At 44.8% G+C, this 22,040-nt stretch carries 19 protein-coding genes; all 19 read right to left on the reverse strand.

Annotated elements, in window-relative coordinates:
• Window positions 1–115: 115 nt before the first annotated feature.
• Complete coding sequence (locus tag AACT23_RS01480; protein WP_094128166.1) at window positions 116–4,537, reverse strand: DUF6701 domain-containing protein; 4,422 nt, start codon at window positions 4,535–4,537, stop codon at window positions 116–118.
• On the reverse strand, window positions 4,524–4,949 hold the full coding sequence (locus tag AACT23_RS01485; RefSeq protein ID WP_176428656.1) for an MSHA biogenesis protein MshP: 426 nt from the start codon (window positions 4,947–4,949) through the stop codon (window positions 4,524–4,526). Before AACT23_RS01485 ends, AACT23_RS01480 begins: the two co-directional genes overlap by 14 nt.
• Window positions 4,924–5,694 (reverse strand): PilW family protein, encoded by a 771-nt coding sequence (locus AACT23_RS01490; RefSeq protein WP_094128172.1) that lies wholly within the window; start codon window positions 5,692–5,694, stop codon window positions 4,924–4,926. The genes AACT23_RS01485 and AACT23_RS01490 overlap by 26 nt, the downstream gene beginning before the upstream one ends.
• Complete coding sequence (locus tag AACT23_RS01495) at window positions 5,694–6,251, reverse strand: type IV pilus modification PilV family protein (RefSeq protein ID WP_170901011.1); 558 nt, start codon at window positions 6,249–6,251, stop codon at window positions 5,694–5,696. Before AACT23_RS01495 ends, AACT23_RS01490 begins: the two co-directional genes overlap by 1 nt.
• On the reverse strand, window positions 6,241–6,738 hold the full coding sequence (locus AACT23_RS01500) for a prepilin-type N-terminal cleavage/methylation domain-containing protein (RefSeq protein WP_047688145.1): 498 nt from the start codon (window positions 6,736–6,738) through the stop codon (window positions 6,241–6,243). Before AACT23_RS01500 ends, AACT23_RS01495 begins: the two co-directional genes overlap by 11 nt.
• Window positions 6,739–6,877: 139 nt before the next feature.
• Window positions 6,878–7,339, reverse strand: coding sequence for a type II secretion system protein (locus tag AACT23_RS01505; protein WP_094128175.1), 462 nt, complete (start codon window positions 7,337–7,339; stop codon window positions 6,878–6,880).
• A gap of 37 nt (window positions 7,340–7,376) precedes the next feature.
• Window positions 7,377–7,952, reverse strand: a complete 576-nt coding sequence (locus tag AACT23_RS01510) for a prepilin-type N-terminal cleavage/methylation domain-containing protein (RefSeq protein WP_013857881.1) — start codon at window positions 7,950–7,952, stop codon at window positions 7,377–7,379.
• Between the two features lie 95 nt (window positions 7,953–8,047).
• The gene (locus tag AACT23_RS01515) at window positions 8,048–8,509 is read right to left on the reverse strand and encodes a hypothetical protein (protein ID WP_017050659.1); all 462 of its coding nucleotides are present in this window, start codon (window positions 8,507–8,509) and stop codon (window positions 8,048–8,050) included.
• Window positions 8,510–8,519: 10 nt separating this feature from the next.
• Window positions 8,520–9,737, reverse strand: a complete 1,218-nt coding sequence (locus AACT23_RS01520; protein ID WP_013857883.1) for a type II secretion system F family protein — start codon at window positions 9,735–9,737, stop codon at window positions 8,520–8,522.
• Window positions 9,738–9,749: 12 nt separating this feature from the next.
• Entirely contained in the window at window positions 9,750–11,474 is a 1,725-nt protein-coding gene (locus tag AACT23_RS01525; protein WP_064624286.1) for a GspE/PulE family protein, read from the reverse strand.
• The gene (locus AACT23_RS01530) at window positions 11,464–12,594 is read right to left on the reverse strand and encodes a tetratricopeptide repeat protein (RefSeq protein ID WP_094128178.1); all 1,131 of its coding nucleotides are present in this window, start codon (window positions 12,592–12,594) and stop codon (window positions 11,464–11,466) included. Before AACT23_RS01530 ends, AACT23_RS01525 begins: the two co-directional genes overlap by 11 nt.
• Window positions 12,591–13,436, reverse strand: a complete 846-nt coding sequence (locus AACT23_RS01535) for an ExeA family protein (protein WP_026029164.1) — start codon at window positions 13,434–13,436, stop codon at window positions 12,591–12,593. Before AACT23_RS01535 ends, AACT23_RS01530 begins: the two co-directional genes overlap by 4 nt.
• A gap of 5 nt (window positions 13,437–13,441) precedes the next feature.
• Window positions 13,442–15,070, reverse strand: coding sequence for a pilus (MSHA type) biogenesis protein MshL (gene mshL, locus AACT23_RS01540; RefSeq protein WP_094128181.1), 1,629 nt, complete (start codon window positions 15,068–15,070; stop codon window positions 13,442–13,444).
• 14 nt (window positions 15,071–15,084) lie between these two features.
• The gene (locus AACT23_RS01545) at window positions 15,085–15,411 is read right to left on the reverse strand and encodes an MSHA biogenesis protein MshK (protein WP_094128184.1); all 327 of its coding nucleotides are present in this window, start codon (window positions 15,409–15,411) and stop codon (window positions 15,085–15,087) included.
• Window positions 15,401–16,045 carry a type II secretion system protein GspM gene (gene gspM, locus AACT23_RS01550; RefSeq protein WP_017047102.1) on the reverse strand — a complete coding sequence of 215 codons (645 nt, stop codon included), beginning with the start codon at window positions 16,043–16,045 and terminating at the stop codon, window positions 15,401–15,403. Before gspM ends, AACT23_RS01545 begins: the two co-directional genes overlap by 11 nt.
• Window positions 16,042–17,484 (reverse strand): MSHA biogenesis protein MshI, encoded by a 1,443-nt coding sequence (locus AACT23_RS01555; RefSeq protein ID WP_094128187.1) that lies wholly within the window; start codon window positions 17,482–17,484, stop codon window positions 16,042–16,044. The genes gspM and AACT23_RS01555 overlap by 4 nt, the downstream gene beginning before the upstream one ends.
• A 12-nt stretch (window positions 17,485–17,496) precedes the next feature.
• Entirely contained in the window at window positions 17,497–19,485 is a 1,989-nt protein-coding gene (gene csrD, locus AACT23_RS01560) for an RNase E specificity factor CsrD (RefSeq protein ID WP_176428653.1), read from the reverse strand.
• A gap of 621 nt (window positions 19,486–20,106) precedes the next feature.
• A complete protein-coding gene (locus tag AACT23_RS01565; protein WP_094128195.1) occupies window positions 20,107–20,634 on the reverse strand; it encodes a hypothetical protein in 528 nt (175 codons plus the stop codon).
• Complete coding sequence (locus AACT23_RS01570) at window positions 20,631–21,980, reverse strand: nucleotide-binding domain-containing protein (RefSeq protein ID WP_094128198.1); 1,350 nt, start codon at window positions 21,978–21,980, stop codon at window positions 20,631–20,633. The genes AACT23_RS01565 and AACT23_RS01570 overlap by 4 nt, the downstream gene beginning before the upstream one ends.
• Between the last annotated feature and the right edge of the window lie 60 nt (window positions 21,981–22,040).

The raw sequence follows: 22,040 nt of genomic DNA on the forward strand, positions 1-22,040 counted from the left end.
ATGCCTTGCGATCACAGCAAGGCGTTGACGCATAAACATGGACTGAAACACGCAATTTCTAACAGATTCCTAACTTAGGTAGAAAAATCTCCATGAATTTGTGTGAATTATCCGGTTAATTTTTTTCACGCCACCAGATTACCCGGTCGCTGCCTCGGTACAATCCAAACTGTACTCGGCCTGAGATACTATCATCCCAGGTTCCGCTTTGAGAATTATAACGGCGTAACCAAGGCAGCCCATGCTCTTCTAAATCGAGTAGCGCTTTGATCACACCGCGATTGCCTACCCCCGGAGCGGTATAGTCTAGCCTTCTCACCCCTTGATCTAAAGTCAATGGGCTTGTATCTGGCTGCATGGTTACGGTAACGGGAGGCTTAGATCCAGCTTGGTTAACACTAAAATCTTCCGATTCAAACTCAAAAACACTTAGCTGAGGTAACTCAGTACAGTTATCATGAGTGTTGGTCACAAATCCGGCTGAGGTATAATACTCACTGATGATTTTTTGCTGTAAGCCTTGTGTTTCAGGGCCATAGACATCTTCAATGGTTAAACGTCCCCAATACAGTGGCATGGTTTGGTCGATATTTTCAAAGGTATAATCTAAGCAAGGCTCTGAGTAAGACGTTCGATAACAAACATCATCACTATCTCTTAGGTCATTGACTGATAAGAGTAAGTTAAAGTCTGCATTAAACGGCACACTCAGATCCACTGGCTTTTGATAACGCAGTTGCTCGTTATTAAGGATCACACCACTAGTTGATGCTGCTTGACGCGTCACTGGTCCTATCAATTCGTTCGTAAAATCGATCGTGAGGCCATCAACAGCATCATTATAAGCTCTATCCGCCCATTGGTTGTTATAACGCCACCAATCGCCAATTAAATAATTAAGCGTATCAGAACCACTACCTGATTTAGGCTGTAAATAGAGCCCGGGATTACTCGCATAAGAAAACGGTTGTCCTAAATAGGTAAAAGAGTTTTCACCACTGTTGCAAGCTGCTGCTAATGTAACCGTCATCGGTGAGACAGCAAAATAAGCTGGGATAAAGCGGCCTATCGGCCCTGTTGACGTCACAGCGATCGGCAAACCAGCTTCAATTAAATCGATGCCAAGATAAGAAGTCGGTGGCACTAATAAAAAATCAAACACACCAACTTCAGTCACACTCTGTTGAACGGTTGTAACCTCTCCCAGCTCATGATCGTAATTCAGTGTACCAATAGCACCAGCAGAACCACTAGCTGGCTCTCTCAGTACATGATCCAGAGTTATTGATTGCTGTTGGTAATTAGTTAAACCCAAATTATTGGTAAAATCATTATCTTCATTGGGCTCAGCCGCAACCGCTTTGATATTGAGATTAAAGTTTTCATCCGCCCTAGCAAAAATATCACAGCTAATATCGGCATTAGGACACGCTCCACTAACACCATAATAGCTAGTCGCGCTGAGCACTAAAGCACGAGGAACTCGTATAAAAGTCGTTTGACCTGTTAGTTGCAAATCCTGCTCATCACCACTTCCCGTTAAACGGGCATTCAAAGCAAGGCTACCAGCCTCACGATAGGATACGTTAATGCTCGCCTCACCATTTTGGTTGAAATTGAGCACCACTGGCATCGCAGTATTGGATGACTGCCCTACCGTCACACTATTCACACCAACCGATAAAGCGCTAAAACCTTGTCCCCCATTAGGGCTCAAGTAATCACTCCAAAAGGAAACGGGTTTCTGTACATTTTGAAAACTAGGCAAACACAGTTGTGAAGCGTTATCTTTTCGTACCGCTTTAATGGTCCCAGTTACCGATTGATTGGCATAGGAATTAGGTACATCCAAAATGAAGCCACTGTCAGCAAAGTTCATCGTGCAGTTACTGGCCAAAAAGGGGCCGGCATTCCCATTGTGGCTGCATAAAGTGTTATTGAAAGACATAGCCGTGGGAACGGAACCAGAAACATCAACGGTGACATTACCTGCGCTGTTACGCCTAAGTTGGGTGTTACCAACCCCATTGCTAAATGAGATAGTTGAACCATTCACCCAACCGCCCGTTGCACTAGGTAGAGAGTTAGGGACTAAATAAGCAATAACCGGATCGGTAAATAAGTTATTGCAATTTTCATCGGCACACGCCGTCACAGACACGTCAGAGGCAGCACAAGTTAAACCTTGTGCTGGCAAAGAGATGCGAAAGTGATTAATTTGCTCACCAACTGGACGAGAATTGAGCGCACAGACTTCGAAATTATCAATTTCATGGTTATTAGTCGAAGAGCCTGTAGAACCTGTAATGGACATAAACAGATCCGTAGGAACATTTTGTTGCGCCGCAAATGACATCACATCAACTGGCCCAATTAAAGTTTTCCAACTGTCAGTGCCAACTTTACGGCTTACGGTCACCAGCGACGTTGAAGCTTGAGTTGAGTCAATAACAATTCGGTAGCGGTGCTGAGGATTACCATTGGTATTGTCTACCCTCGGATTTAGGCAATCTCCATTGGTATTGGTTGTGCCGTTATTACACGTGCCTGCTAAATAGTTATAACCGCTATAGCCAGAACCAGAACCTCTTAATACAACAGCTTGCCGCCTGCGGCCTGGACCATTCCCGCCACCTTCAATCGAATAATTACCATATTCATCCAATCCAATGCCTAACCAGCCGCCCGCAAATCCGGGTTTTTGCTCATTGACTTTATAACCAAAACCTAAAGGACCACCAAATGCTCCAACTTGAGGAGTGACAGAGGCATCAGAGAAGACAATCGCCACCCCATCAGCACCATTACCGCCATAGGCAAAATAGTCAAATTCAACCTCTACACGGTTCCCTGCCGCTGGGAAAATGCGTTGGAATGTTGAAGCGGTGGCTTGGTTTTGCACCGCTTGTGTTAATCGCATGCGATTATTGATGATTGAAGGCGTAAAGTTACCACTGCTACTGAATACTCGCCACTGCTCATCCAATGGCTGACTTTGGAAATCATCGCTAAAACATTGCAGCCCTGAACTTTGGCACAGATGGCGTTCGTTATACAGATTGACAATCTGACTATCAGTGAGAGCTTGATTATAAATAGCCACCTCATCAAGCCTTCCGGAGAAAGTTCTGTTGTCGGAATTGTAATCTCGACCAATCTCCAAATTCACTGTATTGGTTTTGAGTGGTTGATTATCGCTGTTTGTCGCCGCAACCACACCATTAATATAGATTTTTTGTCTCTCATTACTACTTGCTGAGCGGTTATAGCGAATGGTGATATGAGTCCAAGTATTTAGCGGAATAACATTGGATGTGGTTAATGTATTGGCACCGCCAGAACTTCTCTCCCAATACCAAAAAACTCGCCCTTGGCTATCAAGGTGGAATTCGTAGTTAGTATCTTTCGCCACTATGGTATGCAAGCCACCATTCGCCGGGCGACTGACGGGGTACACCCACGCAGATATCGTTAGCTGGTCCGAGAAGGATAACTGGCTATCATGAGCCACTTGTACATATTGGTTTTGGTTGGCAACAAACTCGCCATAACCACAAGTACCGTAATTATTAATATTGGCGGGTAGCGCCGGTGATTGAGAGCTGGTAAGCGCACCATTCATTGCGCGGCCGTTAAGAGAGGAGCCAAACGCATTCTTGACTTCATTGACAGCCCCACTCCATTGCACTTCATCAAAATGATAGCGCGCTACAGGAGAGGGGTCACAAGCATTCAATGGATTAGATATGGGGGAACATGTACCAGTAATTGAACTATTGTTGACATTAACTTGGCCACCAGCATTATTAATTGCCGCATTAAAATCACCATAAGCCGTTGAGTCATTTAAGGTGATATCGTTAGAGGTAGTATTAATACTGACCTGAGAATCAGGCCTTCCTAGCTGGCTATTGTTTGCCGTGAAATGACTTGCCCCTGATACAGAACCGGAAGTCATATCCACCGAATTAAACGTCACAGAGTTATTAGAGGTCATCGTAATATTGCCGCTATACACACTTCCTGTAATGACAATGCCTGATTGCGCCGTAATATTACCAACCACGTTTGCTCCAGTAATAACAACCGTTTGATCATTACTGGTTAAATTACCCTGCACGCTACCACCGTTGATAGTGACGTTTCCTCCCGTCGTAACATTACCAATTAAATTGGTGTTATTGAAAGTTACGTTGCTGCTGTTGGCTGAAACATCCCCATAAATCGTATTTTGAGAGCCTTGGCTGGCTATCGCTCCGTAGTTCGCTTGCAGACTTATCCTATTTGATGCGTTACCCACTTGGTTATTAATCAAATAAAAACCGTCATTGGCGATCAGTGTTGAGTCAACATCGGCGACAATCACATCACCATCATTTAACGTCACTTGACCATTACCGCTACAGGTATAACTGTTGCCAGATTTTTGCCACGAGGTATTACAAGGAGGATATTGATTATTGGATAAATTATATTGTTGGGCACAAACCCCACCGCTCATGAGCAGTAAGCTAATCAGCCATTTATAGTGAATCACTTTTCACCCCCACTTCAATAACTCGCTGCAACATCCAATCGCCAGACTGACAGCGCCCGGTTGACGTGAGTTGATGAACAGTACGGCCATCATCCATTGTACCCACCAAATTACATTTAACCTGTGCGCTACATTGCGCTAATCCTTCACCTTCAAACGTGAGTGATTGTACAGAATTAGTATGGCAACTCCCGCTAGGTGGCGTTTGATAAAAACGACTCAGTTCAACGTTGATCGCCGATCGCGCGGCCATTTCGGCCCTTGTCCCTAACACCATCGAAACCAATTGCTGGCTATTGCGCTGTTGATTACGGTTCGCGACCGATGCAACAAAGCCGACCACCACAATGATAAAGATAACCAATACTAAGCCGCTACCTTGCTGTTTATGGCGTGTTGTAGATAAGCGCATCATGGTCAAACTTTACCTCCTCGCCGCGGTCGGAAAATGTCAGTTCAATTTTCACTAAGCCGTTGCGTTGTAGCTCTGGCTGCGTGACGTGAAAGTTGGCTTGGCTAATGTTTTCAGCCATCAATACTGGAGTACCAAGCTGTGCAGGGCTGAGCGCACTGCGATTAAGCGCGTAATCCGCATAACGATAAATACGATTGTTCTGATAACAAAAAGCCACTGGCGTGCGATAAAAATAGACTCGCTTAGCTGGCGATTGAATTACAAATCCGGTTGGTTGTGCCAAGGCAACATCAACCATGCTTGTGTTGTTGGGTGATGTAAAATCCACATCTGCGTTTACTTGCGCTGTTTGCCCGCTTGCACTTGGCGTTTGGCGTAGCGAAGCGGCGTTGGTTGGAAACACGACCAGACGATCGCCATTGAGTACCTTTTTGTCGATCGGCAATAAACGCACCGCAGCCGAAGGCGATTGCACGGTTGGCAGGTCGTTGTAGATCGCGCTGTCAGTGATCGGTAAAAACTCAATGCAACCATTTTCTACCATCACGCTGTTTGGTACCGCTTCACGCAGTTCTCGGCTCAGCCGCTCAGTAACAAAGCGCCCTTGTTGGATCAAAGCTTCGCGGGCGGTGGTATCAACATAAATACCCATACTTTGGCGGATCACAGAGCCTAAAAATAGCCCGACTACCGACAACAGAATAATCGCAATCACCATTTCAATCAGGGTAAAACCACGCATCAGAAATTGCCCTTAATTGCCGCAAACGGGTAGCGGTTGCCCTTCGGGTCAATGATCACCACAGATACCCGTTTATAGTGAGTCAGTTGGTTAGCGTTCACTCCGCTTAGTTGCCCGCCACTGTCCTGTTCATAAAATATTTGAATCTCAACGTTATAACGTTGGTAATCAGCACTGATATCAATGCCTAATACATCTTTAACCGATCCCGTTAGGCCATGGAAATCATCCACATCGTTGTACAAAGTATTATTAGTTTCACTAGATTCGGGACCAAGTTGCGCAATGGACGTACACATTGTTCGTCCTGATGCTGTCACTAATACACACTCAGGCACTCCACCATTAGGGCCGGAGTTTTGGTCAAAGGCTCGGCCCATTACTTCATCCATAACCGCGCGGCCTAACTCGGCGGCTTTTACTGCTAGCACCTGTTCAGCGCTTTGTTGCGAGCGAGGATAAAGCGCGGCAGTAATGCCTGTCATGGCTATTGCCGTTACCGTGATAACGATGATCATCTCAATGAGAGTAAACCCGCGCGGCGCGTTAACACGCATAAATGTACCCCTCGCTATTGATGCACACTTGGCGAGATTCACCCGATTGCAGATTATTTAAGGTAACGGTGCAGTTTGCCGTTAAGCACTGCGCGGCGCGACCTAAACTATCAAAATCTAAAAAATGGCTACCATCATTATTGGTTAACGTCAGGGTGATATCGTTCGCCGCAGCATCGACAAAACTGCTGTCTGCCAGCGTACTTGGTAGTGAAGTGGTGCAAGCACCAGCAGAAACGGAAGGAGATACTTGCTGCGCTTGATTATTGCTGACCAACCAGCGATTACAGAGGTCGGTGCGCTGCATGGCGCGGTTTTGGGTCAAACGCAGTGAGGCCAACACTTCGCTTTGTGTGGTCACGCTTGAAAAGGAGGATATGCCGGTATAACGGCTTGCGGCGTACACAGCAACAATGCCCAGCAGCACAATAACCACGACCAGTTCGATCAACGTAAAACCACGCCGTGCTGCTAAATGTTGCTGCATTTTATACCTCTAGCGAAAAAACAAGTGCTTAAAGTATATAAGAAATTTCCTTAGTGGGCTTAAGTTTTACTGACTTTTGTGGATGAGAAAGAGCTAAAAGCAAAGGCTAGTAATACTAGCCTTTGCTTTTCTTTAACGATTAACAACCCTCTGTATAAGCAGTTGTTGTTGGTGCTGCGCTACTTGGCGTTGGTTGAACATAGGTAACGTTACAGCCAGTAGTATCCGTACCCCATTTAGAAGAGCCTTTAAACGAATATTGACTGGTTCCAGCTGCTGCTGATGGGTTGGAATCCCAGTCACTATTAATGCCTACGACTGCATTACCGATACCTGCCGAAGTGGCAGCAGGATAACCATAAACCAAACTGATGCCATCAACATCTTGTCCTGATGCCTGAGTTTCCTTACCTGCCAAAGCCGCTTTACCGTATACAATCCCGCTCGCCCCATCAATAGCGCCTTTCAATCCTTGCAAGGACGCTTTACGAGCATCTCCCTGAAAATTCAAAAAACGTGGTGCTGCGGTGACGGCGAGAATGCCGAGAATGACAATCACAACCACAAGTTCGATTAGGGTGAAACCGTTTTGTCTTTTCATAGTTACTTTCTCTCTATGTTTTAATCAATGCGCAGACTTACTGCAAAGTGACGGTCACACGACCAGTTTTTATCTCATACACAAACTGGTGCGCGGTTCCGCCCTCTTTTTGCACATAAGTACAAGTGGCTTGACCGTCATCGGCTTGTGCTGAATATTTTACATTAGCGTTATTGGCTGCATTAGCGACTGTGTCAACTTTTGGTGGGTTTTGCAGCAAATTATCCATTAAATCAATACATGACTGATCCGTAATCGCCGCTGGATAACTGGTATTATCGGTATTGAGCGCCAACGGATAACCGTCCCTAAAACCGGTCGCGGCCCCGCTGCTATCTGTAGAGCGAGTCAGCCAGAAATTGACACCATCATAGTTGACGGTGTTTTGTTTTTCCGAGCCCAAAGTCACAGAGGTTCTTGCCTGAGCTTCCCACTGAGCACGCGCCGATAGAACACCAGTAGCAAAACCACCGGCAACCCCTTCGATGCTGGCTTTTTTCGCTTCATCGGTGACATCTAAAAAGCGGGGTAGCGCTGCAACGGCCAATAAGCCGACAACCACAATCACTACGACTAATTCAACTAAGGAAAAGCCCGTTTGTTTGTTATCCATGCTCTACCTATCTCTTTGTTATTACCGTGTATTATACGCACTTGTTCTCGCATCGCTACGGGGCGAGTGCCCATTTCACTGCTTACGTCGAAAACTCATGCTGAAAAATCGACGCTTACTGTAAACTTATCCCTTAAAAGTTCAATGGTTATCACCTGTTTTTGACTGTAAACATAGCGACATTGATACTGATTTGCTTGATGTGCCGATTCAATTGAAATCACTTTGCTTTCAAGCAGTTGTTCATCTGGGTATAGCAGGCTTAACCAATAACGACAATCTATACTTGATTCATTCTCAGCCAATGGTAATACCCAGCCCGTTGCACTCATATTGAGTAATCGACCATTCGCGATTAAAGTTGAGGGCCGCCCCTTTAATAACCAATCTTGCTTATAAAAATTGGCACTTTCTACGATTTTACTGCTCGCCATCGCTAATGCGGTTTGATTGGCTTCTTTTTCTATCGACTGCCATGCTGATAGCAAAGCCATCAAAAGAACAAAGACAATCAACCCCCAAATTACGAACTGAGAACGCTCTATCGCCGTTTTCATCTGACAACCTTTATCCTTTGATCGCGTCGAGCATTCCCCACATTGGCAAAAAGATGCCAAGTGCCAGCACCAACACCATAGCGGCGACAATTACCAATAAAATCGGCTCTATACGCGCGGTGAGGGTTTTGAGATCGTAATCCACCTCTCTATCATAGAAGTCCGCGACTTCAAGTAGCAACTCATCAATGCGCCCTGTCTCTTCACCCACCGAAATCATCTGAATAACTAATGGTGTAAAAATATTGGCGTTTACCGCGGTGGTGGATACGCTTGTTCCCGCTTCAATGGCCGCTTTCATTTCTAACAGGCGAGATTCTAGAAATTTGTTATCCAACGCTTCGGCAGATAATGCTATCGATTGGTTTAACGGCACCCCCGCTTTCAACATCAAGGCAAAAGTTCGAGAAAAACGCGCCAATTGCGCTCGGTTCACTATGCCGCCGACAATAGGCATTCTTAAGCGAAACTTATCCCACTTTTGACGCCCTGCGGCTGTGCTCAACCAAGCTCTGAAAGCAAATAAACACCCAAGCAATACGCCTATCATCATCGGCCAGTAGTTGACAAAGAAATCTGACATACCAATTAAAATGCGAGTTGGCAGCGGTAAATCAACCCCGAAACGGCTAAACATGCTAGTAAATTGTGGGATCACTTTAACGTTGAGAATGAACATCGCGACCAAAATAAAGCTGATAACAAAACTCGGATAACGCATCGCCGTTTTAATCCGTTTACGAGTTTCGACTTCTTGCTCGTAGTAATGAGACAATTGCAACAAGGCTTCATCAAGCCGCCCTGTGTTCTCACCGACGTGGATCATCGACACAAACAACGGGCTAAAGACTTTCGGGTACATCTGCATTGAGCTCGATAAACTGCGCCCGTTGGTTAGCTCATTGCTAACCGCTTCCAATGCTTCTTTAAGCTGTTTATTAGCACAATTTTGGATAAGTCCTTTCATCGAGCGCAGCAGCGGCACACCCGCCTTGGTCAAGCTGTAAAGCTGACGACAGAAGATCACCAACACCTCAAGTGGCACACTTGGGGTAAACAGCGATTTCCAATCAATCGAAAAATCAGCCCCTTGGTCTGACGAAATTAAGGTCGGAATCACGCCTTTGTTAAATAGCGCTTCCGCCGCGAGCTCTTCTGTCGGGGCATCAACATGCCCCGAGGTTTTGCTACCATCTAAATTTCGACCCTGATAACGATACGTTGGCATGAGTAACCTTAACTATAGATAGATGGCTTGAATGATGCCGGATGAATCACCTTCACCTAAGCTCATCACTTCATCTAAACTGACAACCCCTTGTAGCGCCAACTCCATCGCCGAAGCTAGCAGCGGTTTGTACTGCTTCGACTGACGAGCGGCTTGCGCAAAACTAACCGCATCGTTGGCGCGCAGCGCATCCATCATCTCGTGTTCAAGTTCTAGCATTTCAAAAACCCCAATTCGCCCACGGTACCCCGTCAAATTGCAGTTCTGGCACCCACGCCCACGCGTAAAAGCCGCTTCAACTTGATTTGGGAAACGCACAGTCAGCCACTGTTTACGGGCTTCATCAACCTCATCCACCGCTTTACAATCGGGGCACACTTTACGCACTAAACGTTGGGCAACCACCGCCCGCACGGCGCTGGCCACTAAATAGCCCGGTGCGCCCATGTCCATCATGCGCAAGGCGCTATCAACCGCATCATTGGTGTGTAAGGTGCTCAACACTAAGTGGCCGGTTAAGGCCGCGCGCAAACCAATTTCAACCGTTTCTTGATCGCGCATCTCCCCGACTAGAATAATGTCCGGGTCTTGACGCAAAAAGGTTCTCAGCACCGTTGAGAAATCAAGGTCAATTTTAGGGTTGATCTGCACTTGGCTGATGCGTGGCAATCGGTACTCAACCGGATCTTCTGCGGTAATGATTTTTTTACCGGGAACATTGAGCTCTGATAACGCGCCGTATAGCGTCGTCGTTTTCCCTGAGCCGGTTGGGCCAGTCACTAAGATCATGCCGTGTGGACGTTTAAGTTGATGACGTAAACGCTGTAAAATATCATCAGGAATACCTGACTCTTCCAGTTTACGAACTCCGGATGATTGGTTGAGCAAACGCATCACCACCGACTCACCGTATTGTACTGGCATGGTCGACATACGAATATCGACCGATTGGCCTTTGGCTCGAATATTAAAACGGCCATCTTGTGGGAGGCGTTTTTCTGAGATATCAAGATTGGCCATCAATTTTAAACGCAGCACTAAAGCCGAAGCGATGTTGGTTTCATTGAGTAGGGTTTCGTGTAATACCCCATCAATCCGCTGGCGTAAACGCAATACGTTAGCATCAGGTTCGATATGAATATCAGACGCCCCGACCTGAATCGCATCTTCAAATAGAGAGTTGATGAGCTTAACAACGGTCACTTCATCGCTGTCATCATCACCGATATCGAAATCAAAGGCGGTATTGCCTTGGTGTTCCAGTTGTAGCTGCTCGGCAAAGGACGCAATCTCTTTGGTGCGGCGATAATAACGATCAAACCCTTCAACCAATTGTTTTTCTGGAGCAATAACAAATTCAAAACTGTATTGGGGTAATTGAGTGAGCAGAGATTCTTGAGCAAACAGATCCGCCGGATCACTCATTGCGATGCGCAGCGTGTCGCCATTTTTGCCAATGATTAAGGCGCGTAAACGGCGTGCATGTACCTCCGGGAGGATCTGCACTGCATCAATATCGACATTGGCTCGGCTGAGATCGATCAGTGGCAGCGAAAGTTGCTGCGATAAGAAGCTAAGCATCTGCTGCTCTGACAAAAAGCCGAGTTCGATCAGCGTGTCACCCAGTTTACGTCCACTGCGCTTTTGCGCAGCGAGCGCTTGTTCCACTTGATTTTCAGTGATGATCCCTTCTTCAACCAGCAGATCACCTAAGCGTTTTCGTAGCTTAATTTGCACTCGCACTCTCCTCTAAACTGCTTAGTACGACTAGGCGATCACGAATAAACAGTTGCGACTGACTCGAGAGGCCAACTTTCGCAAGCGCTTGTTGGTAGGTATATTTGGCCGCCTGAAAATCCATCGTGCGCTCTTGTGCTATCGCAAGCCCTAACCACCAGCGTGCGTTCTCAGCATCAAGCTTGACTAAGCGTTGATAGCTTTCTAATGCGAGTGAATCTTGCTTGGCTTTTTGTGCCAAGGCTGCCCTTAGCGAGAGATAATCGATCGAAGCATTGTCAGGTAAATGAACTAGAGGGGTTAACGCCGCTTCACTCTGCTTCTCTTTAATCAGCAATTTAGCCAACGCGATCCGCAAACTTTCTCCGTTATGATTGAGCTTTATACCGCTTTGTAAAATTTCAAAAGCTTTGCGCGCATCACCTTTGCCGTAATAGAGCGCGGATAATTTTTGACGGGCGAGTTCATTTTCTGGGGTAAAGCGTAGCACTTCACTGTACGCATCCAGTGCCTCTTTGAGCTCATTGCTGTCCACGGCTTTATCAGCGCGGCTCATTGCTTTTACCGCCAGTTGCTCTGGCGTCAAATCCACTTGTTCAATCAAAACACTTGAGATTTCTTGGTCACTTTCAGCACCGAGCGCGACCACACGGTTAGAATGCAACGGCTGTTGATTGGCTAAGGCCGAATCCTGTTTAACCGTCACTGTGGGCGTTGCTGAATTTGACGTTTTTTTGTCCACTGCAACAACGGCAGTTTGGTAAACGGGACGGTGAACCGGAACAATTTTGGTGGTCGGAGAAACAAGCGCAGGCGAAGAGCTTCGCTCATCAACCTCTAACAACAGGCTCTCAGGTTCATTCACTATTGCTTGATTGGCCAGTGTCTGACTGACCATAGTTTGGTCAACCGCAGCTTGGTCAACCATAGCTTGGTCAACCATAGCTTGCTGCTGTGACACCGCCCATCCACCGACTGCTAAGCTGGCAGCAAACCCGGCTACCATCCACAACCAAGCGCGGCTGCGTTTTACTTTCGCAACTTGCGCTGGTTGCAAGTTCACCACTGATTGGCGTTGCGCTTGTGCCAGTTTTGATAGTGCATCGTTCATCGCACTCATGATTGACTCCATCCCCACATAAAAGGGCGTTTAAACTTAGGCTTACAGGTATCAAACGTATCGTGAATCGCTGTAAATAGGTGCTGATTGCGAATCGTGCTGTCGTTTTGCGTAAAAGCCAGCAACAGAGCTTTGTGACACACTTGGTTAATCAAACGAGGGGTACCATAACTGGCTCGCCACAACGCTTTTTTCTGTTCAAGATTAAACAGTTGCGCATCACCTCCGGCTTTGCTCAAGCGGCTCTCGATATAAGCGACTGTTTCATCTAAAGAGAGCGGCCGCAGATAAGCGCTAAAAGTAATTCGTTGGCGAAATTGGCGCAGATGGTGCTGCGCTAAACGCTCATCGAGCTCTGGTTGGCCGATCAACACCAGTTGCAACAACTTTGTGTATTCTGTTTCTAAATTGCCGAATAAACGCAGCACTTCTAATGCATCGTCTGGTAACGCTTGTGCTTCATCAACAATCGCGACTACTCGTTTCCCCTGCTGCTTTAGCACAATCAATTGTTGCTGAATACGATCAACAATATCCGCATCATCTTGCTTACTAAGGCCTAGTTCGCTGGCGACAGCTTGGCGAAGTTCTCGACCATTAAGCGCTGGGTTGGGTAAATAAATCAGTGCAATATGATCATGTAAATGATTGATCAACATACGACACACCATGGTTTTTCCGGTTCCGACTTCTCCGGTTATCTTGATCACCCCTTCGCCTAAATCAATGGCGGCACTCACTGTCTGAATCGCCTCGTAATGTGGCGCTAAGCCTAAAAACAGTGATGTATTAGGCGTGAGATGAAAAGGCAGTTGCTCAAAACCAAAGTGCTCAAGATACATGATGTTTATTCTTCGTCTGGGAACCACTCCTGTAGTAGTTCACGCGAGCGTTCGAGCTCTTTTTGCCACGTATTAACACCCACAACCGTTGGTTTCAGCAAAATCACCAATTCGGTTTTCTCAGTCAGCTCAGAGGTGTTACGAAACAGATATCCTAAACCGGGTAAATCCCCCAAAAAAGGGACTTTAGATACTTGATTGGAGGTGTTGGATTTCATTAATCCACCAATCACCACAACGTCACCATCTTGCGCGCGAATCACCGAATCTGATTCGCGGATCGTACTGCGCGCTAATGGCAACACAATTTGGTTGCCTGCATATTCAATTTGTTTCTTCTGCTCGTCGACTTCAATCACCGCGGGGTGCACGTGCAATAGCACATTGCCTTGGTCATCAATTTGTGGCGTCACGTCGAGCGAGATACCCGAGAAAAAAGGCGTGAGTTGGATATCTGGTGCAACATTGGAGTTATCGCCATTACCAACCACACCCGTTACGTCAGTGACATAGTATTCATCGGTGCCGACTTTGATCACCGCTTTTTGGTTATTAGCAGCGGTGACTCTTGGACTGGATAGGACATTCAAATCCCCTTGAGTTCCCATGAAGTTAAGCACTGCTTCAAAACTACCATCTGAAATGGTGACATTGGTTTGGCCTTGCAACAGAGTGCCAATCGCATCCATCCCCGGCAGTAACGAAGCCGCACTACCGACCTTATTAATCACAACATCACCATTGCCAAAGGACATATTTGACCAATTGATCCCTTGCTGGTAACCATCGCTCAAGGTGACTTCTAAAATTTTCGCTTCAAGGATCACTTGTCGCTGTAGACGTTGCTGAGAAATGCCTAAAAACTCTCGCACTTCACGTATTTCATCTGGGTAGGCTCGAACAGTGATTACGCTCGCTTGTGGCGTGACAACAACGCCTTGACCTTTGCCCGAGCCAATCAGCTGTGCAACGGCTTTTTCAAGCTGCGGCCAGAAATCGCTTTCACTGGTGGTTTCAATTTCCGTTCCACCTTTCGAACTACTGGATGAGTTACTCGAATTGGAATTAGAACTGGAATTTGAGCTAGAACTACTCGAGGAACTAGAACCGGTATCCGTATTAGTGATCGTACCGGTGGTGATGGAAGTTAAAGAACGGCCCGTACGTTTAAGTTCTAAATAATCGACCGGGATAGTCACAGTACGCAGGCCTGACGGGTAAACCTGAATCACTTTACCCTTTTTGATAATTTCATAGCCATACATGTCACGAACGACGGCCAATACATCATCCAAAGTCACGTCGGTTAGATTTACCGTTACACTTCCAGTAACTTCAGGGTGGATGGCGGCACTAAACTCAGTCCCTTTCACTAAACTGGCAAAAAATACCCTTGCATCCACATTATCAGCTTGGATACGAAAGCGTTTAACCGTTTCTTGACTGCGCGCTGTGATTCCCTCAATGTCAGGCATCAAGTCAGCTTCTACGGAGGCCGGTAGAACGGCTAGATTTCGGCTGTTGGCTTCATTAATCGCCTGATTCAAAGACTGTTTCATCTCAACTGGATCGCGATGCCCCATAGAACAGCCCATTAAGGATACGATGACTACGCCTAATACGATTTTACGCATACGATTTCTATACCTTACTGCTTGATGTCCAGAGAAAAGAGGCCTAAATCCCACGTCTTTCCTCTGCGAGAAAGGGTCACTTGCTGTGGTTCAATGGCTTCTACTGTGTAGCCAAATAGCGACTCTCCGATGCCAACCACTTGATCGTTAAGCACTGCCACACAAGGTATGGTTTGTTGGCATACAATACTTTGCAACCTAGGTAGCGGGTAACTCTCTATTTTATTGACAGGTGATGCGCTCTCACTCACCCAACCTAATGGCGCGGTAGGATCTTGCGCTGCCCAACTACTGCATACAACACACATCAACAGCAGTGAAAAAACGGATCTAACCACCAATAAACTCCTGTCTAATGCCTAATGTGTACACTTCCATAATGACTCTGGCTTGGGGGTAATTTTCTACCTTGTATTGGAAATGACGCCAATAATACTTCATCGGTAAACTTTCTAAATTGGTCAAATAATTCAATATCGCGAAGTAATTACCGGTGAACTCCAATCTCACAGGATGAACATAATAGCCTGAATATTCAGATGATTGGTTGTTATTTGCAATCGGCTCTGCTGCTAATGACTCCATGGAGACCAACGTCAACTCTGGGCTGGTTGCCAAAACACTTTCAAGCAATTGCGCCATCTTTGCGGGTGTAATCAGTGAATCAACCAATGCTGCCAGCTCAAGCGAGAGAGTTTGGCTCTGCGCCATTAACTGTTTGAATTCTAGATTAATCTCTTGATTCGGATCTTTATTAAGCTTAGCAGTCAATAACAGAATTTCACCTTGCATTCGCTGGTTCATCTGCTCAACAGACTGAAGCTGTAACCGATTAGCCGCCACCGATTTCATCGCGGGTTCAAGTAACAAGCTAAACAAGAGCAGTGTAATCACCACTAAGCCACACAGGGCGATCAACATTTTTTCACGCGAACTGATGGCTAAGAATTTGTTGCTGATGCTCTGCCAATTCATTGGCTATCCTCCGCTTTAGTTTTAAGCTCAAAGATGAGAATGCCTTGCTCATTGCGCGCAATTTTTAACTTTTCAAAACTACGTCCCACTAGGTTCAGTTCGCTTTTAAACTGACTTAACCAGTTTGGAATATCTTTCGCCTCTCTAGCCAAGCCTTGCAAATCGAGCTGCTCATGATGGATGGTAATGGTCGTTAATGAAATATCATCACGGCTGAGTGTGGCTAGCGAACGCATGACTCCTGAGTAACCGACCTGTTGTGATTGATCAAACTCATTAATCGAATCCAATGTGGCTTGTTTGCCCTTAATTTGCTGCTTCAAACGCTCAATCGCCGCTATTTTTTCAACCGATGGCTTATGCTTATCAACTTTCTGTTTGGTCGTTTCTAATTCAGCAGCAAGGACTTGATTTTGCGCTTGTTTAGCTTGTAGCTGCTGTTTCAATTGACTATTTTGCCATTGATAACTGGCATAGGCCAATAGCATCACTAAAGCGACAATGCCCCAAATCGCGCAGACCATGGACAGTGAAAAATACTCTTTCTTCGGCTTAAGATGCGCCGGATATAAGTTGAGCATTGAATCGTCAATGCGAGTCACTTGCTCCACCAGCAGATGCGCCGAACTCGGTAACCGCTCATCAAGCAGGGAAACTTTGACATTTAGGCGTTCATTTAATGCATCAACCAACTCTTGCTGCGCTTCTTCATCACACAGCACTTTTAGCTGATGTAATGAGGCCCCTTTAAGCTGCGAGGAAAGGTAATCAATCGAACGTTGCAGTTCTAACGCTAAACCATCGAGCTGTAAAACCGAGCTGGCGACGCCAGTAATGGGAGAGACAACACCTCTCATTGTGCGTTGAAAACAGCATTTTTGGTCCACAAATGCGTCAAACTTAAAACTGCTGTTTTTACTACGCTGTAACAGCAAAAAATGCTCAAGATCACCGGCACTTCTCGCCCACACTTCATCTTCGGGAATGACTTTGCCTAACTCTAAACCCATCGCACTCAGTTGCGACGCCACTTCCAATACCGTGCGTTTTGAGACCACGTAGGCTTGAATTTTATTATCTGCGGGTAACGGAAAAGCATCAGCGATGATGTCAGTGACTTTCTCTGTCACCAGATCTTTCAATAAAAATGGCAGGGCGACTGACCACTCTTCTTTGGGTAACTGCGGTTTTTCTATTTGATAAGTTTGATAAAAATGAGCGTGGAGGACAAGGTTAATTACCGTACCCTTGATGTTGAGCGGTTTGAGTGCGTGAAAGAGTACCTGTTGCCACGTTGCACCATCAAGCGGGATCTCTGCCGGCAAAGTCGCATCATCCAAAGCCGAGAAATAGAGAGCATCAGGTCTTACGACAACGAACAATTGCCGCAACGTCGCTTTAGATGGTTTTAATTTATCAATCAGTGACTGAAGATTCATATAGGTTCGCTTTTATTTTTTACGCCAACGATTTCTTCGCCCTAAGGTCACGCTAGGGCTAATTATTTTCTCAGGTAACAAAGGCTGTTCTTCTTCAAACAGTCGGCCTTGCCCACCATGAATGCCTAGGTTTTTTAGCGTTTGCCACTCTTGCTCTGTTTCGACACCGACCGCAATAACTTGAGTCTGAGTACCGCCACAAGCACCGATCATGCTACGAACAAACAGCTGATTTTCATGCCGTTGGTCTATTTTCTTCATCAAACTGCGGTGTAACTTAAGGAAATCAATCTTAAGATCTTTTATGTAGTGAGTGCTGACAATCGTTCTGCCAGCCTGCCCTACGATTACCTTAGCACCGAGGCCGGAGATCATCTTAATAACGGGGCGCATATAATCGAGATGCTGTACTAACCGACCTTCAGGAAACTCAAAAGAGAGCTGCGATCGGCTACTCGAGGTCAGTTGCAGCAATTCATGTCGAAACCACTTAAAATACGACTTATCGGCGAATGGGACGACATGCAAGTTCACTGACACATTGACCTTAACTTCAGAGCGTTTGAGTAAACGAACCACCTGCAGCAATACGGCTCGATCCATCACCATTTCATAACCTACAGTTTCTAAAGCAGAATGAAAGCGAGAGGCTTTTATAACACCTTGTTCTGGATCATCAATACGCGCAAACAACTCATCGTGCAGCCATACTAAATCATTCGTCTTTTCAAGCAAATAGCAAGGTTGACGGAATAAAATTATTTTCTCAGGCGTCAGCACCTGATCAAACAAAGTTCGCCAACGCACACTGCCGCGTTCCTCTTGGAAAAAAGTACTCTTTTTAAAGCGGCTCCACGTGTTCACTCGCTGTAACTGAGCACTTTTTAAGGCCGTTTCTGCCTCATCCAACACTCGACCACGCCGCTCGCCTTCGCTGTACATACTGATACCTATATGGCACCAGTTTTCTTTATCGAGCGGCTCTGGAGGCGATATGCGCGCTAAAAGCTTCAAACATTGTGTAGCAATAGAAGCGACCTCTTTTACCCCTTGGTGCGGCACAAAAATGGCAAAATCGGTATCGTAATAGCGAGATAAAATAACATCCGGGTAACGCTGTATGACGTTAGAGATGTTCTCCCCGACTTCCACAACGAGATCATCCGCTGCTTTTTTATCATTTTCTTCGCACAGAGAATCCCAATCATCGATACGCACTAACAAAACGCCACCACGCGCGCCATTCTCTAACAAGGCTGATTCCAATTTGCTATCAAAAAGGACACGGTTGGCCGTACCCGTCAACTTATCTAAGAAGGTTTGGGTCCGGATAAAAGTATCAAAGCGGCTACGCTCTTGACGAGCATCTTGCAGCTCATCAATCAGGACATCAAGCGCCTCACTCGCCGTATAAGGCCACTCGCGGTGATCACCTTTGGCGTACTGCTCCACTCGACCGGCGAGAATCATTCGCCCTCGCTCCTCCAACAATTCAGTTCCAAGCAATTGCTCTTTAAGCCACTTTACCCCACGAATCAAACAAAACACGATGAGACCAACTGCCAACGTAATAGACCACATGGCACCCAATGAGTAGCTATAACTGAGATAGGGAGGAACGGCTTTAAATCTGATGCTGTAGCCTGGATTACGTTCAAGGATAATATCGATATGGTACAAACGGGCAGGGTCGACTTTGGACGAGGTATCTTTAAAACGGTAAATAACGCCAGCTGGTGAAGAGAGCTGCATTTCAACAATGCTACTGGCTTGCAACATTTTGGGCATCCAACGTTGCAATGAATAAGCGGCATCAGGATCTTCTATTTCTTTATCGACTACCTCCACAATTCCTGCTAGGTAGTGATTGAGATATTCTTGTCCAAGCCGTTGAAAAGACAAAGTTCCACCAATAAACAAAATGAACATTGCACTGGTTACGATGAGCGTAACAAAAGCTACTAACCGAGTACTCAGTTTCAGTGTTGGTGTATACCGCATGAATGCTGAATTCCTTTTCAACGTAAACTTTGTCGATCACTAAGCTGTGCTGACAAATAAGAAAATGCTAATAGTGATAACTATATAAAAAAGCCGCGGTTTTCGCGGCTTTTTTCGACATTCGAACGTTTAAAAGGGTTATGGTTACCTTGAGCAAAGGGACAGCCCATTAAGCCATTGTTAAACAACAGATAAAAACCAACCACAACTAAAACTGTAAAGAATTCCGTTAAAAAAGTCACGAAAACCAATAAAACTTTACAAAAACACATCAAGCTATCTTGTATGCGATGATACCATTCTAATCGTGTATTAGTACACGACTCACTAACCATCCAATGTCACAAAAAAGTCTTTGGGTTAGTGAGTATGTATTACTAAGCTAGAAACTCTTCGATTTCATCCTCTCGAAAACCAGCCAGTATCAATACCTATTTTTTACACCCCGTCAGCACACCTTTGGACAGAAATAATTTTGGCTTAAAGACCAGACAAGCCTAACGGTATTAGGCTTAATTATGAATAGTGCGGCGATACGCACAGGCTTTGAATGAAAACATGCATAGACATTCAAAGGGCAAGGTGTTCAGTTTAAAATTTTCGCAGAAAAAAAACCTTAACTCAACTGAAAAATGTGGAGTAAAAGGCCAGTATTGCCAAGCCAAGCACAGAACCACTCAGAGTAAAAAACAGCCAAAGTAAACTAGATTTGAACGCCAGCATTTTAGTGTTACAAATCTCAGCACATATCCAGTAATTTTCCAGCAAATCTTTATCTAGATCAAAATTATTATTCTTTAAGGACTCATAAGAACAAAAACAATCTAACACGTCGTTGTGGTTATTAATCATTGAAGCGTAGGAAATCAATGACTTACCCCAAGAAGATTTAAGTCGAGGTGTAAAAACGGTTTTTATTTTATAAAACCATATTGACCATGTCACTAATAAAACACCAATAACGGATAATGTTAATTCATTTGGTACAACTAAACTTTTATCTGAGAGAAATCCATAAAATAGCGAAGTGTATATTCCAAGGTAAGTCACTCCTGCTGCTAATAAAAATGAAGCTTTTTGGTCTGCTGAAACAATGTATGAATCCGTTCTTTTTAAGGCTTCAAACAAAACCTGTTGGTCACTATTCATTTTATCATTACCCCAATCCAATCCCTAAAAATAAGACTATTATTTTTATCATAAATCTCGCATTTCATCGTATGTAACCCACGATAACTAGTTGATTCCGCCTCTTCAATTTTTACATATGGTGGAGTTATTTTGCTGAATTTCTCTCGATTAACAGACAAATATTTAGTGCTCTTTATTTGCTCTTTACCATCTTCTAAATCAGGAACCTCTGGTCCAAAATTAGTTTTTACAAGCTTAACCTTTAAAGGAAACTGCAACCGAGATCGTGTTGATGCTATGATTTCAAACGTGAGGTCTAAATTTTTATCTAAATATCTTGATGCAGATATATATTCATTTTTAACACTATTCTCAACCACGAAGCATTGGAAATCTATATCTGGATTATGCCTTATGTTTTTGTTCACAGATGCTCTGGATTGCCTAGGTAACGCGCTTACTTCGATAAAACGCTCAAAGTTTAGTTCTTTCATGCGATAGTCAAGCGGTTGACCTTCAGCAGTAGTAATATTCGGTACTACAACTGGCTCATTTTGAAGAATGCCAGAGACAGTCCTTTGTTTGAATTTAGAATAATAATCTGGCCAAAAAACGTGATCTAACAAACCTTGCCCTAACATTGTACTATTTTTGCTAGCTCGACTTTGAAGTTTTGATGCCATATCAACAGATAAACCAGTGGCAGAAACTTCACCAACCGAAGAATAACCAAAGCTCCCCCAGAGGACATCCTTTTCATTACCAAAGTCGATTCCCACACGAAATCCGAAATCTTTTGCGTCAAAGCCATGACTTTCCATCCAAGGCTTAATTCCCTGTTCAAGCAACAACTTTAACGTCGCCGCACAATTAACCGCATCTGCAATAGAATCTTCTGTAGACTTATCTTTGCTCCCAAAAAAAGACATCACAGCATCACCCATTAAACGATGCACATATCCATCAAAAGAGCGAACAACTTCAACACATGTTTGAATTACAGCATTTTTGAATCGAAAGACATCATTAAGGTCATAAAGGAGAGAGAGTCTTGTGGAGCCTTTTATATCCATAAACATCGTACAAGAATAATGATGGATTAAATCATTTGTTCCCTGCAAAGACAAAAAATCAGGATGTGTACCTATTGGAGCTTTATTTAAGTATTGTTTACCGTAAATGGGGCGAATATAGTTCTGTAATATATATTCTTCTTGAGGGCCTATTAGCGAAGTTGAAGCTGACTCTTGCGACCACGAGTCTTGAAATGATTCATTAGCAACTTTGTGTCCAGCACTCTTTTGAATGACAGAACTTGAAGAGTGCTGATTATAAACATCTTCGAATAAATCTTTAAAATTCATATAACCTCAGATACTGATACCAACAATAATGCGCTAAAAACAATCATAATCAATAAGCAT

The organism is Vibrio sp. V09_P4A23P171 (assembly GCF_963875615.1).
GTDB lineage: Bacteria > Pseudomonadota > Gammaproteobacteria > Enterobacterales > Vibrionaceae > Vibrio > Vibrio anguillarum.